This window comes from Paraburkholderia sp. GAS448, assembly GCF_050435685.1.
Taxonomy (GTDB): Bacteria; Pseudomonadota; Gammaproteobacteria; order Burkholderiales; family Burkholderiaceae; genus Paraburkholderia.
In genome coordinates, this window is the sequence record NZ_JBNDKT010000032.1 from 1 (window position 1) to 16,668 (window position 16,668).

At 60.9% G+C, this 16,668-nt stretch carries 13 protein-coding genes and 1 pseudogene; 6 read left to right on the top strand and 8 right to left on the bottom strand.

The genetic code is table 11. From position 1 onward, the window contains the following. Positions 1-180: 180 nt before the first annotated feature. Together P3T23_RS36445 and P3T23_RS36450 are read right to left on the bottom strand one after the other, a co-directional pair. Positions 181-675, bottom strand: coding sequence for an MgtC/SapB family protein (locus tag P3T23_RS36445; RefSeq protein ID WP_429320982.1), 495 nt, complete (start codon positions 673-675; stop codon positions 181-183). 237 nt (positions 676-912) lie between these two features. Continuing rightward, positions 913-1,713 (bottom strand): annotated as a pseudogene (locus tag P3T23_RS36450) (maleylacetate reductase); the annotation flags it as partial. A gap of 1,114 nt (positions 1,714-2,827) precedes the next feature. Here P3T23_RS36450 and P3T23_RS36455 point away from each other — a divergent pair. Further along, positions 2,828-3,652, top strand: coding sequence for a helix-turn-helix domain-containing protein (locus P3T23_RS36455; protein WP_429320916.1), 825 nt, complete (start codon positions 2,828-2,830; stop codon positions 3,650-3,652). A gap of 718 nt (positions 3,653-4,370) precedes the next feature. On the opposite strand, the gene P3T23_RS36460 is transcribed toward P3T23_RS36455, so the two are convergent. Then, positions 4,371-4,937, bottom strand: a complete 567-nt coding sequence (locus P3T23_RS36460) for a phosphate-starvation-inducible PsiE family protein (RefSeq protein ID WP_429260626.1) — start codon at positions 4,935-4,937, stop codon at positions 4,371-4,373. Positions 4,938-5,022: 85 nt separating this feature from the next. Here P3T23_RS36460 and P3T23_RS36465 point away from each other — a divergent pair, with 85 nt between their 5' ends. From P3T23_RS36465 to P3T23_RS36475, 3 genes are all read left to right on the top strand, one after another. Then, a complete protein-coding gene (locus P3T23_RS36465; RefSeq protein WP_429320917.1) occupies positions 5,023-5,847 on the top strand; it encodes a hypothetical protein in 825 nt (274 codons plus the stop codon). 325 nt (positions 5,848-6,172) lie between these two features. Then, complete coding sequence (locus P3T23_RS36470; protein WP_429320918.1) at positions 6,173-7,042, top strand: Hsp20 family protein; 870 nt, start codon at positions 6,173-6,175, stop codon at positions 7,040-7,042. 128 nt (positions 7,043-7,170) lie between these two features. Next, on the top strand, positions 7,171-10,002 hold the full coding sequence (locus P3T23_RS36475) for an AAA family ATPase (RefSeq protein WP_429320919.1): 2,832 nt from the start codon (positions 7,171-7,173) through the stop codon (positions 10,000-10,002). 54 nt (positions 10,003-10,056) lie between these two features. On the opposite strand, the gene P3T23_RS36480 is transcribed toward P3T23_RS36475, so the two are convergent. The 4 genes from P3T23_RS36480 to P3T23_RS36495 all read right to left on the bottom strand — a co-directional run bounded on the left by P3T23_RS36480 (position 10,057) and on the right by P3T23_RS36495 (position 12,234). Continuing rightward, a complete protein-coding gene (locus tag P3T23_RS36480; RefSeq protein ID WP_429320920.1) occupies positions 10,057-10,329 on the bottom strand; it encodes a UBP-type zinc finger domain-containing protein in 273 nt (90 codons plus the stop codon). A 74-nt stretch (positions 10,330-10,403) separates the two neighbouring features. Next, positions 10,404-11,639 (bottom strand): NAD(P)/FAD-dependent oxidoreductase, encoded by a 1,236-nt coding sequence (locus P3T23_RS36485; RefSeq protein WP_429320921.1) that lies wholly within the window; start codon positions 11,637-11,639, stop codon positions 10,404-10,406. Positions 11,640-11,678: 39 nt separating this feature from the next. Further along, positions 11,679-11,924: a DUF6566 family protein gene (locus P3T23_RS36490; RefSeq protein ID WP_429320922.1), complete on the bottom strand. Its 246-nt coding sequence runs from the start codon at positions 11,922-11,924 to the stop codon at positions 11,679-11,681. A gap of 67 nt (positions 11,925-11,991) precedes the next feature. Next, positions 11,992-12,234 (bottom strand): hypothetical protein, encoded by a 243-nt coding sequence (locus tag P3T23_RS36495; protein WP_429320923.1) that lies wholly within the window; start codon positions 12,232-12,234, stop codon positions 11,992-11,994. 254 nt (positions 12,235-12,488) lie between these two features. Between P3T23_RS36495 and P3T23_RS36500 the strand changes: the two genes are divergently transcribed. Next, positions 12,489-13,382, top strand: a complete 894-nt coding sequence (locus P3T23_RS36500) for a diguanylate cyclase domain-containing protein (protein ID WP_429320924.1) — start codon at positions 12,489-12,491, stop codon at positions 13,380-13,382. A 14-nt stretch (positions 13,383-13,396) separates the two neighbouring features. Here the strand turns inward: P3T23_RS36500 and P3T23_RS36505 are convergent, their stop codons facing one another. Continuing rightward, the gene (locus P3T23_RS36505) at positions 13,397-14,848 is read right to left on the bottom strand and encodes a PLP-dependent aminotransferase family protein (protein ID WP_429320925.1); all 1,452 of its coding nucleotides are present in this window, start codon (positions 14,846-14,848) and stop codon (positions 13,397-13,399) included. 321 nt (positions 14,849-15,169) lie between these two features. On the opposite strand from P3T23_RS36505, the gene P3T23_RS36510 reads away from it, so the two are divergent. After that, complete coding sequence (locus P3T23_RS36510) at positions 15,170-16,651, top strand: EAL domain-containing protein (protein WP_429320926.1); 1,482 nt, start codon at positions 15,170-15,172, stop codon at positions 16,649-16,651. The last annotated feature ends 17 nt before the right edge of the window (positions 16,652-16,668 follow it).

Below are 16,668 nucleotides of genomic sequence, written 5' to 3' on the forward strand. Positions count from 1 at the left end.
GAAGGAGCCTCACGTGATTCGCAATCTGTTCCAGGAAAAGCATGTTCGCTACGCCGCCTAAGGAATAGGGCACTATTTGATGCACTCGTCAGTATGTCTCGCATCGTCCGCGATCGATGCATTTGACGCGCGGCACATTCGTTCCATGGGCAGTGCGCCGATTAGTGCGCCCCCGCGTGACTATTCGTCGTGCCGCATGGCCGCCGCCTGCTCTTCAGGCGACTTTCTTAACCAGCGCCGGTGCAACGCACGTTCAATGCTGCCGCCCACCGAGAGCAGCAGCAGGAGCAGGGCGGTGGCAATACCCGCAATCTGCCATGCGCCGATGCCGCACACAATGCCGAGCGCGGCGGTGACCCAGATCGAAGCCGCCGTCGTCAAGCCGCTGATCCTGCCGGTGGCGCGGTTTTGCAGGATCACCCCGGCGCCGAGAAAACCGATGCCCGTAATGACGCCCTGAATCGCACGGCCGGCGTCGCTGCCGTCGGTGAAACCGTGCAGTTCGAAGGACATGCCGGCCATCGTGACGAGACAGGAGCCGAGCGCAACGAGGCCTAGCGTCTTGACGCCGGTTGGCTTGCCATGCAGGTTTCGATCGAGCCCGACGATACAACCCACCAGCACTGCCGCGACCATGCGCAAGATCGCCTCAAGCAATTGCACGTGTGAAATCATCGGCATCCCCGCTAAGGTTTCCAGGTAACGTCGTGTTCGGCGAGCACCAGGCTGCTCACTACAAGTTTAGCGTCGAGGGGAGCAAACTGCTTGAGCGTCAAACGCCGCTCAGGTGACCCCTTTAGCCTGAAAACCGCAGTGATTCCCTTGCGATCGCCGCGATCGGTGGGCGTTGCAGCGGCGTACATGCGGTAATGCGCGTGCAGCCCCGCTGCAGCGTGAAAGGCACCCGGTTGGTCACGTGGCAAACAGGCCTTCTGCCCAAGCTTTCGACCCGCAGGTGCGGGGCGGCTTTCCGTTCCAGGCGTTCTGAAGTAACGCCTGAAGCGGTTCACGTTCGATAGGTCTGGGATTCCGATAGGGATTCGACAGGGTCATTTCGCATGGTTTATCGAGGGCAGATTCCTGCATGCCAGTTTCGCGCAAGCGAGATGGAACGCCGAACCCAAGTCCAAGCTCGAAGACACCATGTGCAGCGCTTTCGCCGCCGGGCGCGTGGCAGATTCGTGTCATGGCCGCAGGCAGCGCCGCGCTGTTGTATGCCAGTGAGGCAATATGATCGCGTGCGTTTGCGCATGCGGCAGGTCGAAGCTTCCGCCAAGAGCATCATAAAGCTCGTGATGCAGCTCCATTTCCACGTGCCCCAGCACACAGCCGCATAGCCAAGCACCGTAGAGGCAACCGCTGCGCGCTACCAGGCTTTGGGGCTCGTTCTTGACGCCGCGCAGTCCGGTCGCCAACGCACGAATTCTGTCTTCAGCCATCAGCGACATGATTGGATTGCCATCATTGGCGTACAACCTCTCCGCCGCATGCGCAATGACATTGACGCCGCTCACGAACGACAAGCCGGGTGGCAACTCACGTGACAGCTCGGGGTGGTAGATGACCGTCTTCGGCAACACATGCAGGTCGCGCCCCGTACGATTCAGACCGTCCCCGGTCGCCATAGATCGGTGTCATCTCTGAGCCTGCATACGTGGTCGGGATCGCGATCATCGAGAGGCTCGATTCGAGCGCGATCGCCTTACCCAAGCCAGGCCCGATCAATGTTCCCAGATCGCGGACGCGCCTGCGCATGACATGCCGCTTCACAAACCTGACCGCTTTCAAATGCTGCGTGATACCCGGCGTAAGCGTCAGCTTGCACAATGCCTTCTGGAACGATGTGTTGCTTTGAATCCCGGCTAATAGCCCATCGAGCGTCGTCCCGAGTTGCCCAGCGATATAACTCAGCAGCAACCCCATCAACGAAGTCGGGTTGTACGTGCCTGGACGAGCCGTCCAACGAGTAAATCACGACCGAGCCCCCCGCCGCCGTCAGCACGCACGGACCCGTCGAACGCAAACGTCGCGGTGAACGCACCTTTGCTGTTCTTCGTGGTGCTGGTAGCACCGTCGCTCTTGCAGTAACGCTGAGCTCAAGCGCGCGGGCCTCATTCCACATCGTGTGATCCGGGCCAAACTTGATGCGCTTTTTGTTTTCCAACCGATGTTTTCGGCAATGAAAAACGAAGCTTTAGCGGTGCGGTTTCGGCGGCAGCAATGGTCAACGTCAGGAAGCTGGCAGGTCTGGCCGGCAATCAACGGTGAGGCGTAGCATGGATCCGAGCGGGTCCATAGTCTGAACCGGCTGCCGCCTGAACTGCTTCTTCTGCGCCTATGGCAGCTCGTGCGCGTTCGGCAAGCAGCCAGGCTGCTGGAGAACACTATGGAAGAGGAAAGGCAATGAACCTCAAGCTGGCCGAGTTTGCCGAAAAGGCCGGCAACACCATGGCGAGCAGTGTCTGACCCCGGTACTTCAGCGCCCAGGATATGGCCGGCCCGCGCGGTCGAATCCAAGCTTTTGTCATCGTGGTTGACCTGTGCCTTACCACGACGGGAAAGTGTCCGGAAACAACTTCATGCGGCGAGACCGCCGGACGGATCATCCTTGGTCTGATGTGGACCGTGTCCAGCGTCGGCGCGAACAATCGCGGGCTGCAATTTCTCACGGCCCCGGCGATGGGACTATTCCTCCGGATTGCCGCGATGGTGAGCGACGATCTTTCGGCCAGCCGCATCTGCCCATATGACGAACTTGCCTTAAGCAGTCTTGAATTCGACGTAAGCTTAAGTATTCGACGAGGCAACGAGGAGACTTCTGCTTGTCATGAAGCAAACAACATCGACCCGGGATCACGGGTTACGCTGCCAACCGATGAACGTTGCTTTCACCAATGGCGGGCTGAATCCAGTGCAGGAACTCGGGCTCGTGATACCGACAGGTAGCACCGTCGTGCAGGCTGCGGGTTGCGACGACTTCGGAATGAGTCACTCCATCCTGATAAGTGCACCATTTGTTGCAGTTATTCCGGCTGGGGCGCAGTTGGCCACGATCGCTGACAACGATCCCAAGGGATGGGTTATCGCACTCAAAAGGGGCGTACTTGGGCAAGTCTCGCAAGAAGCGTTTGTCGCGGTCCCGACATGGTCTAGGTTTTGGGATCCGTTCCTGCGTGAGGCCGTGGACACATTGGGCGCTTTGCATCATGCGGAGCTCATCGACGCTGCCTGCGCCAACGCTTTCGCCGATGTCATCTCGGTGCACATCGCTCTCCACTACGGGCACTGTGCTGGTGCGGCCGAGCCGGACACGCCTCTTACGCGTCAAATGCTGACTCGCGTTCAAGCCTTCGTTCATGAGCACATAGCCGAAACCATTTTGGTCGAGCAACTCGCAGTGCTGGTGCACATGGGTACTTCAAACTTTGCACGCGCTTTCAAAACGGTGACAGGCAACCCGCCCCATCTGTACGTGACACTCGAACGAGTGAAATTTGCCAGGACGATGTTGTGCCAGGAGACCCTTCCCTTGGTTGACGTTGGCGCGCGCGCGGGGTTTCAGACTCAGCAGCATTTCACCGAAGTGTTTCATCGATATACCGGTGTGACGCCGCGCGCATACCGGCTTGCCCACCATAACGTCGGTAGCTGACTAATTTGGCGAAGTTGCGAGCAAAACGACGACCCCGGACTCCCGCGCTGGCGATTAAACCAGAGCGACAAGAGTTTCTCGAACCAGATACTGGCCCCGCGAGTTGATCAGAACAAGATTACACGTCTGGCAGGAGCTGGGAAGAACTGCGTGCGTAACTGGAGGGCTATGGAGGATGTAACAAGCGTCGACGGGCTTGTGAGGGCGTTCACGTACAACCGACACGTACGATCTACGATCGGTCCCGGCAACGAAGGCCGAAGCCCGCTCGCTTCCCCGGTGCGCCCCGCCGTGTCTTGCGGGAGCAGCGCATAATGTTGAAATACTTTTGTCAGGATGATGGAGGTAGATATGGCTACGTTTGCATGGACGGCGTCCGGATTAACCCTGCAACTGGCCGTGTCACGCATGTGCGCTGGGCTCTCATCGACTCGAAGACACATGACTGGCTCTCTTCCAGCGCGGTTGTCGAGGTGGCCGAAGTTGTCATAGAGATGTATGCGGGAGACGTTCGTGAGAGCGCTGCAGGACACGATGTGGTACAGCGTTCGGGAATCGACCTCGCGCAGGGATACCGGTATGGGAAATCGTAGCGAAGGGCCTCGCGCTCGAAACCTTCGTGTCGAAGGTCGAACCGGAAGCGGGATCCGGGTCTCGCGTGGCCGTCGACGACGTTCGCTAAAGCGGCGATTTCGCTGTCATCGCGCGGCAGCCCGAGTCAATCGCCCCGCTGCGCACCTTCGCTGGATCGTGTTTCCTGCTGCCGCTGTGCATACATAGTCCGGTCGAGTTCGGCGTCCGCCGCCGTGGTCGCGTCGACCGGATCGTCCCGCTGCCGCATCAGCCAGTAGACGCTCCCCAGCGCCACCAGCGCAAACGCAAGCGCCGCGATCTGCGCGGGTGCGCTGGCCGGATCGAGAATGATGAATTTGCGGGCGATGGCAAGCAGCGCAACGAGAACCACCGTCTTGACCTGAACGATATGATCGCGCCGCGCCATCACGCGCGTAATCGAATGTTTGAATTCCATTGCGATCAACAACGTCATGACCATGCCGAAGACCGTTTGAAACACTGCGTGATCGAGCGGGTTCAGCGCGTCCGAAACCAGCAATGCAGTAACCGCGTGGATCAATTGCCAAAGCGACACGAGAATGATGACGGAGATCACCAGGCTCAGCACATGCGCGACAAGCTGTTCGAAGCGTTCATAAAAGGTGAGTACGTCCCACTGCAGACGCAGCGCATCGAAATCCCTGCGCAGCCAGCTTTTCTTTCTGTCCATGATTTGGCTCCCGGGCGGCCGCCGATACGCCGCGCGCACACAGCGGGTGCGGATTGCACATGCGTCGCGCGAAGGTCAGTTGACGATGTGGCAGCTCATGCGCCACGGTCTTTCGGGTTCATGCTGTTTCTTTGCAGATAGCTGCTTGAAAACGCAACGGGCGGACGTCATTGTCGAACGTTATAAGTCACGCCGCCTGCGCACACCGTCCGGGATTGGCGAATGCGCCATTTTTCTATTCGCGGGGCAGGGGCACGGGCTGTCACAAAACACGTACTCAGCTTGGAGTAGGAGTGGAAAAAACGCTGAGTGCGTCGACCGGTCGGCTGGCATACGTCCCGACATCTACCTGCTGGTACCGGCCGACAGGACAGCCGTAGAAGCAAGCAGCCGTGACGCAACCGGCAAATGTAACCACGCCACCGTTAGTGTACCGCGTACCGCCTTTCGTTTCAGCCACCGCACAATTAGCCGCGCCCAGGGGACGGTCCGCAAGGGCTCGTCGTCACGATCGATTCGCACACGCTCAAAAGCAAATCGCGACAGGGTTTTCGGATCGACGGCCCGTGAGTTGCCACTATGGTTCCAGGCTTGGGATCCGTTCCTGCGCGCGGCGACCGACACGCTCATTTCGGTCTCGCAAACCGCCGCCGTGGAAGTCGGCTGCCTCGAGGACTTCGCCGACGTCATTGCCTCGCATGTCTCGTACCATTACAGCCGCAGCGCTCATGCGAGCGATCCCGAAATACTGATCGACCAGCATATACTGATGCGCATCAACATCCACATCAGCGAACATATTGCCGAGAACATTCAGGTTGAGCATCTCGCCGCGCTGGTGCATACGAGTCCGTCGCACTTCGCGTGTACATTCAAGAAAGCCGCCGGTTCCCCACTCATTTTCATCTGACGACGGAGGGGCTGACGCTCGCCAAATCGATGCTGTCTTCGAGCCGGGTGCCGCTCGTTGACGTTGCGGCCCGCATGGGTTTCCAGACCCAGCAGCATTTACCGAAGTATTTCATCGCTACACGGGAATGACTCCCCGCGCATTCCGCCTTGCCGCGCGAAGCGAATTGCCGGCATCCGGGAGGCGCACGCCAGGATTGCAGAATCCCGACAAGTCTTCGCAGGAATGAGAAAGAAGTCGCTTCTGTCGACGCGTAGGGTTGAATGCATGGCTTCAATGGCTCCGCCAGAGGCGAATACAGTTCATTGCTACGCGAGGCCTTACGATGCACGATCTGCTCGGACACGCGTGGTGGATGCTGGCGTTAGCTCTATCTGGTCTTATGATTGCCTTTCTAGTCGCGCTGTACGTGGCCTACGCGACTATCAGCGGCATCAGCGCAATCAGCGGGGCCATCCGTCATGGTCATGACAGATGGGGCTGGTGGGCGCCACAGCTGCTGGGATTGTTCAGCGTCGTCGCCGGTGTGATTGCGATCTTCCTGCCGGCCGTCACCGCCCTAGTGCTCGTCATTGTGAGGCGCGTCAACGCCATCGCGGCAGGCGTGTTCGATCTCGTTACCGTCACCCGGTCGCGTGGTCGCCTGCGCCGCGCCCGGTCGCTGTACGCAACCGGCACTATTTCGCTGGTATTCGGCGTGCTCGTGATCGCGTGGCCCGGCGCTGGCGCGCTTGCACTTGTTTGGATGATCGGTGCGTACGCCATTTTCAGCGGTGCCTTGCTACATCTGCTCACCGATCTGATCCGGGATCCGTTCGGCGGCCTGGGCCGCTGGAACAGTGGTTCGGCGATTTCAATCCCAGCTGGTTTCAGCCGCGCATTCGACGTGGTCGACGACGGCGACGCCTTGCGTATCCTAGCCGAACTGCCGGGCCTGAGCCGCGACGACGTGAAGCTCGAAGTGATCAATGACATGCTGGTGCTGAGCGGCAACAAGCAGATCGAGTCTAAGGGCGAAGAAAAAGGCTGTTACCGCGTGGAACGCGCGTTCGGGCAATTTCAGCGGGCGATTCCGTTGCGGTCCGGTGTCGACCTCGATCGTGTCGACACGCGCTTCGACAACGGCGTGCTGACCATACGCGTGCCCAAAGCGGGCGAGACAAAACAGACCGCAAAGCAGATCGAGATCAGGTGACCCGCGAGGTCTCGCCGCGAGAGATCGTGAAGCAGTGCGTCGGCGAGGCAGAAATATCCAGGATATGGACAGCCCAGTCGCCCACATCGCAACGCACAGCGCGTGGGCAGAACCTGAAGAGGAACATCATGGCCAAATGCAGTGTTTGCGGCAAACCGGCGACTACACAGATTACGATCACCGAGAACGGCCAGCGCCGCCAGTTAATGCTTTGCGACGAACATCACATGGAGTTCATGGCACGCCATCAGCGCAGCCTGTCGCCGCTCGAGTCGCTTTTCCACGGCGGGCTGTTCGAGCGCCTGTTCGACGAGGGATGGTCGCCATTCGAAAACGGCGGCACGGACTGGGAGCGGGCCGGGCGTTCCGCGCCTGGCCGCGCGTCGGCTTCGGCCGGGTCATCCGGTCCTCCGTCTGAAGCAGCGGGCGGCCCCGACAGCGGCGGTGCGCGCCCTCGCCGACGCAGGCGTGCACGCGAGGCCGTCGACCTGCAAAGCTTTCTGAGCGAAAGCGGGCTCGACCGGCTGCAGGCGGCCGCGCAGAAAGCTGTCGAGTTCGGCAAGAACGAGGTCGACACGGAACATCTGCTGCTCGCGCTCGCCGATAACAACGTGGTCAACGAAATCCTGCGCGAGTTCAAGCTCGATGCCGACGATATCAAACGCACCATCGACCAGGACGCGCCGCGCGGTACGGCCAAAACCGATGGCGAGGAGCCCCGCATCGGCGTTTCGCCACGCGCAAAGAGCGCGCTCGAAAATGCACTCGTGGCGTCGCGCGAGCTCGACCACAGCTATGTCGGCCCGGAACACATCCTGATCGGTCTCGTCGAGGAAGGAGACGGTTTCGCCGGCGAGCTGCTGCGCAAACTCGGGCTGACGTCGCAATCGCTGCGTCAGAAAGCAGTGAAGGTGGTGGGCCAGGGCGCGGAAGACGGCAGCGTCGAAGGCCGCTCCTCCACCCCGACGCTCGATAAATACGCGCGCGATCTGAGCGAGCTGGCAAAGCGCGGCAAGCTCGATCCGGTGATCGGCCGCGACAAGGAAATCGAAACCACCATCGAAGTGCTCGCGCGGCGCCGCAAGAACAACCCGGTACTGATCGGCGAGCCGGGCGTCGGCAAGACGGCGATCGTCGAAGGTCTGGCGCAACGCATCGCGCAGGACCAGATCCCTGAAGTGCTGCGCGGCAAGCGCGTGGTCGAGCTGAACATCAACAGCGTGGTGGCGGGCGCGAAGTATCGGGGCGAATTCGAAGAGCGCGTCAAGCAGGTGCTCGACGAAATCGTCGCGAACCAGGACCGGCTGATCGTCTTCATCGACGAGCTCCATACGATCGTCGGTGCGGGCCAGGGCGGCGGCGAAGGCGGGCTCGATATCGGCAACGTGTTCAAGCCGGCGCTTGCGCGCGGCGAACTGCATCTGATCGGCGCAACCACGCTCAATGAATACCAGAAGTACATCGAAAAGGATTCGGCGCTCGAACGGCGCTTCCAGCCAGTGATGGTGCCCGAGCCGAGCGTCGAGGAAACGATCGATATCCTGCGCGGCCTGCGCGACCGGCTCGAGGCGCATCACAAGGTGAAGATCACCGAAGAGGCGATCACGGCCGCGGCGAAGCTGTCGGATCGCTATATTGCCGCCCGCTTCCTGCCTGACAAGGCCATCGACCTGCTCGACCAGGCCGCGGCACGCGTGCGCATTTCGTCGAACTCGCGACCGCAGGCTCTGCACGGTATCGAGGCCACTATCCGTCGTCTGCGTCAGGAGCAGGACTCGGCGAGCGCGGCCAAACAGTTCGACAAGGCGAAGGAACTGCAGGAGAAAATCACGGCCGAGCAAGCGCGTCTGAACGAGTCGACCGAGGCCTGGAAGAAGGAACGCGGCACCAGTTCGCAGGAAGTCGGGGCGGAAGACATCGCGCAGATAGTATCCTCGTTGACCGGCGTGCCGGTGTCCGAACTCACGGCCGAGGATCGCGAAAAGCTGCTGCGTCTGGAAGACCGTTTGAGGGAACGCGTTGTCGGCCAGGACGAAGCCGTAACGGCCGTATCAAAGGCCGTGCGACTTTCACGCGCGGGATTGACGGAAGCTGGCAAGCCGATCGCCAGCTTCCTCTTTCTCGGACCGACAGGCGTTGGCAAGACCGAACTCGCGAAGGCGCTCGCCGCCGCGGTGTTCGGCGACGAGAACGCGCTCGTGCGCATCGACATGAGCGAATACTCGGAACGCCATACGGTGGCCCGTCTCGTCGGCGCGCCTCCCGGCTATGTCGGCTACGAAGAAGGCGGCCAACTGACCGAGCGCGTGCGGCGCCACCCATACAGCGTCGTGCTGCTCGACGAGATCGAGAAGGCGCATTCCGAAGTGCACAACATCCTGCTGCAACTATTCGACGAAGGACGTCTGACGGACGGCAAGGGACGGCTCGTGGATTTCACCAACACCGTGATCATCGCCACCAGCAACATCGGCTCGCAGATGATTCAGGACAACATGAAGGCCGATTCGAAACAGCTCGACTATCCCGCGCTGCGCGACCGGCTGATGGAAATCCTGCGGCATCACTTCAAGCCGGAGTTCCTGAACCGTGTCGATGAAGTGGTTGTGTTCCATGCGCTCGGCAAGGAGCAGATCCGCCGGATCGTCGACCTGCAGCTTCAGCGCGTGAAGCGCACGGCGGCCGCGCAGAATATCGAGCTGTCGTTCGACGATGCACTGCGTGATCATCTGGCCACGGTTGGATACGATCCCGAGTTCGGCGCGCGGATGTTGAAGCGCAAGATCCGTCTGGAAGTGGAATCGGAACTCGCCGACTCGCTGTTACGAGGCGATGTGCGCAGCGGCGATGCCGTCGAAATCCGCTGGGATGCCGGCGAAAAGGCCGTACGTGTGAAGAAGCTGGGGGCGCCGGAATCGACCGGTGAAGAAGCCAGGAAAGCCGCCGAAACCTCGGCCTGAGGCTCGGAAACGACGGGTGCGACCGGTGGAATCAACGCCGCCGGTTGTACCCGTTTACAGTGCCACTTCTCCCGCGATCATCTCGTCGCGATAGCACCAGATCCACGATTCGCCCGGTTCGATGGAACGCACCAGTGGGTGGCCGGTCACGTGATAATGCGCGCTCGCATGGCGATCGGGCGACGAGTCGCAACAAGCTACATGACCGCACGACATGCAGAGCCGCAGATGCGCCCAGGAGTGGCCGAGTTTCACGCAGTCCTCGCAATAGTGCTTCGTGGTCTGTAATACGCGGATTCCATCCAGATGCGTGCAGGTGGGAGTCATGGTCAGCTCCTGGTGACGAGATTGCGACAGAGAAAGCGGACGGCGCCTCACTCATGTGAGGCACATGAAGCACATCATGCGCCGCTCAGATAGCGGTGCACGAGCGCCACCGCCGTGGCTCCTTCGCCGACGGCGGCCGCCACGCGTTTGATCGAGCCGTGGCGGACATCGCCGGCGGCGAACACGCCGGGCAGGCTGGTTTCCAGATACAGCGGCTCGCGATCCAGCGGCCACTGCAGCTTCCGGTCCGTGTCGTGCAGGTCAGGGCCCGTCACGAGATAGCTGGCTTCATCGCGAGCCACGCCCACTTCTTTGGCCCAATCGGTCTGCGGCAGGCCGCCGATGCAAACGAAGAGCCAGTTCGTCTTCACGCGTCGCGCTTCGCCGCTGCGGCGATCGGTCAGCGTGATTTCGCGTAGCACGTCGTCGCCGTGCAATGCGGTAACGGTTGTGCAGGTCAGCACCTCGATGTTCGACGCGGATGAAATACGGTCGATCAGGTACTGCGACAGTGTGCTTTTCAGCGACGTGTCGCGCACCACCATCGTGACGTGATTGCAGTACTGGGAAAAATGCATCGCGGCCTGCCCCGCCGAATTGCCGCCACCCACGATGTATACGTGTTCGCCGCGGACCAGCGACGCCTCGCTCGCACCCGCGCCGTAGTACACACCTGCACCGCTGAAGCGCGCTTCGTCTGGCAATTCGAGCAGCCGGTACGCGACACCTGTCGCGCACACCGACGTGCGTGCCGTGATCCGCGAACCGTCTTCCAGATAGACGATACCGTTGCCCGTCGAGAAATCCGCGCGTACGCCGGCACGGGCCAGCAGGATTTCCGCGCCGAACCGGACTGCCTGAGCGCGGGCCCGCTCGGCGAGCTCCGTACCGCTGACACCGCCCGGAAACCCCAGGTAGTTCTCGATCTTCGAAGTGCTGCCGGCCTGCCCACCAACGGCCCAGCGCTCCACCAGCACGGTGCGCAATCCCTCGGATGCACCGTAGACCGCGGCGCTCAGACCGGCCGGCCCGGCGCCATAGATCGCGAGATCGTATTCCGAACGTGACGGGCTGCGGAACCAGCCGAGCTTTTCGGTGATCTGCCGGATGGTCGGACATTCGAGTCGCGTGCCGTCGTGAAACTCGCATACCGGCAGGCGCGAGTCGCGAAGGTGCTGCACGTGTGCCAGCTTCGCCGCCTCTTCATCGCTGCTGAGTTCGATCCACTCGAAGGGAATGTCGCAACGATGCAGGAAATCGCGGATCGCATAGCCTTCCGCCGACCGCATGCGTCCATAGATCTTGACCATGTGTGCCTCGCCCAAGTCTGTGTTCGGTCATGCGTGTGGTCAACCGTCAAGGGAATCCGCCGGCGCTTCGATCTTTTGCCGGATGAAGCGGCGGCCCCATTCGAAGCCGTCACGCATGGCTTCGGCCTCGGTTAACCATTCCGGCTGCACGGTCTCGGGACGAAACTCGGTCAACACATCCGAAGCCTTGCGTACGCTGACCTTCGCGCGCCATGCGCCGAATTCGTTCTGCTCCGGTTGCACCGCGATCTCGTAGCCTCGCCACGCAAGCGTGTGTGTCTGCATACGGTGTCCGACGTCTGCCGCGACGCCGCCTCGATTTATTGAACGCACTGGCCAGCGCACGTTCGTCTCAATCCGGCAGAACGAACTCCGTACGCATGTCCTCGATGACACGCCTGACCTGTCGAAGATAGTCGGCGCCGCTCTCATTGAGCGCGAGCATGTCCCAGTTCCGGCCGGAGGCATCGGGCGGATGCCGCTCGGGCAGCGGCACGCGGACTCGCAGATGGTGGGGGACGTTGGCTGAAAGCTGCTCGACGCGCCGTTGTGTTTCGTCGCGAATCTGTTCGGCCGTTTGAATGGACTTCGACATGGGCTTGCCCTCCATGAGTGGCGAACGTCGACATGGAGTCACGTCGCCCGAAAGTCTCGTGCGGAGATCACGCTACAGATGATTGAAGTCTAGTGCCTGTTGGGCTAAAGGTATAAGGCCGTTCGCCAATCCATTTGGCTATCGCATTCGGGCACCATCCGCACAAAATCCGTGTACAGGCATGCGCAGAAATCGGACGTCGATTCGGAGTCAGGTTCACGCTCGAGTGACTCACAACGCGGCGTCGCGCGGCGGTGTTTGTCATTCACGATACCCAGGCGGAGCAACGGGAAAAAACCGCGCGCGATGCGCGGGAGGCTGCGTTGCATCGGGCAGCCCATGAGGCCTCGGAAGTTCTGCGCAGGGCACATGAGCAGTTGACGACCGCCGAGCGACAATTGGGAGCCACGCGCGTAGATTTGCGCGCCATCGCTGACAATCTGCCGGTGCTGGTCGCTTACGTCGACGGTGAGCGACGTTTCCGGTTTGCCAACTCAACCTATCGCGAGTGGCTCGGGTTGGACCCGGAGGAGATCGCGGGACGGCTCACCCATGAGGTTCTCGACGCTGACTATGTTGCTGCCATCGAGCCGTACGTCCAACGCGTGCTCAACGGCGAAAGGGTCGAGTACGAGGTCGGAGCGACGCTTAACGGGAGTCAACGTGTCCTGCGTGGTGTGCTGGTGCCGCGTCGGGTCCACGATCAGTCGGCTGACGGGTACTACCTGTTTATCGACCTGGACGGCTTCAAGGCTGTCAACGATACATACGGGCATCAGTGCGGCGACGAAGTACTTGTTGAAGCCGCGCACCGGATCAGCCGCTGCGTGCGTGGCGGGGATCTGGTTGCGCGCCATGCCGGGGATGAGTTCACGGTGCTGCTGACCGGCCCTGCAATCGATCGTGCTGCACTGGAGAAAATTGCACGCGCAATCCTGCTGACACTGAGCCAGCCCATAAGGTTCGGGGCGAAGGTCGTCCAGTTATCGGCGAGTATCGGCATGCTGCCGCGCGACCAGGCAGCGTCATTGAGTGGCGAAGCCCTGTTACGCGCGGCTGATGCCGCAATGTATCGTGCGAAAGTAGCGGGCAAGGCGCGTATTGTCGTGCACGAGCTTCACGATTCACCGGCCGGGATGCACGGTTGAGATCGACGCCCGTGTCATCCCGGCTGAACCGGACCGGCCAGCTTTGCGCCGCAACGCGATTCATCAGCGCACAGGGCGCCTAGCGTCGCGACCGCTTTATCGAGCTGCGCCGACCACGGGTATCCATAGTTCAGACGCACACGGTGTCGAAAGGCGCCGTCCGCAGAGAAGATAGGTCCGGGCGCGACGCTGATGCCACTGCTGAGCGCAGCCTGGAAGAGGTGTATCGAGTCTGCGTGATCCGGTAGCGCCACCCATGTGAAGTAACCGCCGTCAGACCTCGTCGCCATCGTATTGGCCGGGAAGTACCGGCTAATCGCGTCGAGCATCTGCGATTGCTGATGGGCCAATTCGCGACGTAGTTTGTGCAGGAAACGTTCATAGCCGCCGTGCTCCAGATAGTCGGCGATTGCGCGCTGCGCCGGCATGCTGGCCGATAGCGTGGTCATCCATTTTGCACGTTCCAGCCCGCCCGCGAACCTTCCGGCTGCCGCCCAGCCGATACGATATCCGGGCGCAAGGCACTTCGCGAACGATCCACAATGGATGACAAGACCTTTCCGGTCGAAGAATTTGGCCGGACGCACCGGGTCCGGGCCAAAATGCAGCTCGTTGTAGACGTCATCCTCGATGAGCGGCACGTCGTGTCTGGCGAGCAGATCAACCAGCGCCTGCTTCCTGGAATCGTCCAGCGTCACCCCGGTCGGATTGTGGAACGAGGTCATGAACCAGCAGGCGCGAACCGGATGTTGCTGCAGCGCCCGCGCGAGCGCATCCAGATCATGACCCTCCACCGGGTCAACAGGAATCTCCACTACGTTCAGCCTCAGTCGCTCGATAGCCTGCAGCGCTGCATAGAACGTCGGCTTTTCGATCACGATCACATCGCCTGGAGCGGCGAGCAACTGGGCGCTTAGCGTCAGGGCTTCGAGTGCACCGCTCGTTATGATTATCTCGTCGACGGGCACCGTCATCCCCGCCATCAGGTAACGCAACGAAATCTGCCGGCGCAATCCTTCGTACCCCGGCGGCAGTCCGTCAACCATGCTGGCCAGGTCCGTTGAACGATTGACAGTCGCGCACGACTTTCCGACGCGCGCCATCGGAAACAGCGCAGGGCTCAGGAACGCTGAACCAAGTGGGACAGTCTCGGGCTGCCTGATCGTCTTGAGGACCTCAAAGACAAGGTCGCTGATATTGACGGTCTTCGGGTCGGTACCCAGCGAGGACCCGGGCCTTTGCCGCAGTAATTCTCTGGAAGTCGGCGACACGAAATAGCCTGAACGCGGGCGCGCCTTGATCATGCCCCGATTTTCGAGCAGGTAGTAGGCACGAAATACCGTCGCGGGGCTGACGCCCCAAGCCTTGCACGCCGCGCGAACCGAAGGGATACGCGCGCCGGGTGGCAGATCACCGCGCTTGATGAGCTCACTGAGTTGGTCGGCTAGCCGCTCGTACCGTTTCAACCTGTACTCCTCACAGATAACACCGTTGCGGGCGTCGCACCCGCCCTGGTAGCGCACACACTCAACGTTAGAAGAATGCCACTTATCAATCTGATACGGCCTTTCTTTTGCAATCTGCGTCTATTGCGGACGCGCACACGCTGGCAAAGTGCGGCGCAGACAGTTTCCACTTCTTTCGATGTTTCGCCTACGCGTAGCGGGCCAATCGATAGCGATTTTTAAGCCGAATCTTTTAACGATAAATCAATGGCATTTGGGTTCCCGGTATCAACCATGAGATGCAGCGCGTTCATCGCGCTCCGTCGGGCCTGGAGACGAGGTATGGCAGTCGTACTCGTCACCTGCGCAGGCACCTCACTCGCGGTTGCAGGTCCGGCCGACACTGGTTCCAGTCGCAGTCTTACGTTTGAACGCAACGTCTGGCAACAACTGACGGACTGGCTTGCTGGTCCACCAGCGCCCCCGATTCGCTTCGGCTCAGTCTGCGCGTCCATTGCGCAGTTGCCCGCTATTCCCGCCGCCCTTGCCGGACCGGTTGCTGGCCCGATGCCTGTACTGGTTAATACTTGCGATTCGCTGGACGACACGCGTGGCGAGGCCACCGGCACCGATGCTGCGGCGGCCAGTTCGGGGCCGAACGTTGTGACGCTGCTTAGGGAACTGCGGTGGCAAATCAGCGACCCCGCGGCGGCAGAACGAAACGGCCTTCTGGCCTCTGACGCAGTGGCCGCTGCCGCGTCGCGGGTCGACCGCGCGGAGCAGTCGCCGGAACCACCAGCGATGTCAACCCCGGATTGCTCATTGGGTAGGGGTTGTGAAACGCGAGCGGTCTCGCCTTCGATCGGCGCCGACTCACTCGTCTCGGTGCAGCCTTTGGCGAGCACTGCTACGCAGCGTATCTCAGTATGGACCATATTTGGATTTATATTGTGGCCGATCCTGGTGGTGGTCCTGGTCGTTGTTGTCGGTTGGGCCCTCAAAAGCTGGTTTCGCTACGACAAGTCCCTGCTGCGTGCAGCGCGTGCAGGGCTGCGTCGTGGCCGGTTCCATGTTGAGTATCAACCTGTCGTTGGCGTGCGGCGGGCCAGGTGTGTCGGCGTCGAAGCGTTGTTGCGATGGGACGACCAGAAGTACGGCGCGCTGGGCTCGGCTCACTATATGGAGTTCATTGAGAACAGTAGTTTGATCGGACCGATGACGCGATTCGTCCTGTCGCGTGCTGCTCAGGAGCTGCGGGAAATCGGCGCTCCGAAATCGCTCTACCTGGGCGTTACCGCTCCCGCATCTTACCTGGTAAGTTCCGCGTTCATCGCGGACCTGGGTGACGTTGGCTCCCTCGGTCTTCCACCGCTAATACTGAAGATCGGGGCAGGCAGCGCGAGGAAGTTCAGAAAACGTCTCATTGCGATGATGGCACAGGCGCGTGATAAAGGAATGCGTTTTGCCCTGTCGGGCGTGCGTCCCACTGACGTCGGATTTGAACTGCCTGCAGACATGACCTTTGAGATGGTGAAGATTGACAGGGACGTGCTGGGAATGGATCCCGATGAGCGCTCCAGACAGGTCAGTGCATTGACGAGTATGGGGCATGAGATGGGCGCCGTGGTCGTGGTCGAAGGCATTGAGAACGCGGCGCATCACAGCATCGCGCGGGCAAGCCGGGCTGAATTCGGTCAAGGTTTCTTCTACAGCCGTGCACTCGGCGCCAGCCAGCTGAAGGCATTTCTCCAGACCGCCAACGCCCCGTCCTCAAAGCCGGCTGGAGCTGCAACCGTGCTCGGCTGGCGGGTCCGAAATTTCTAAATGAGGCATTCCGCCCG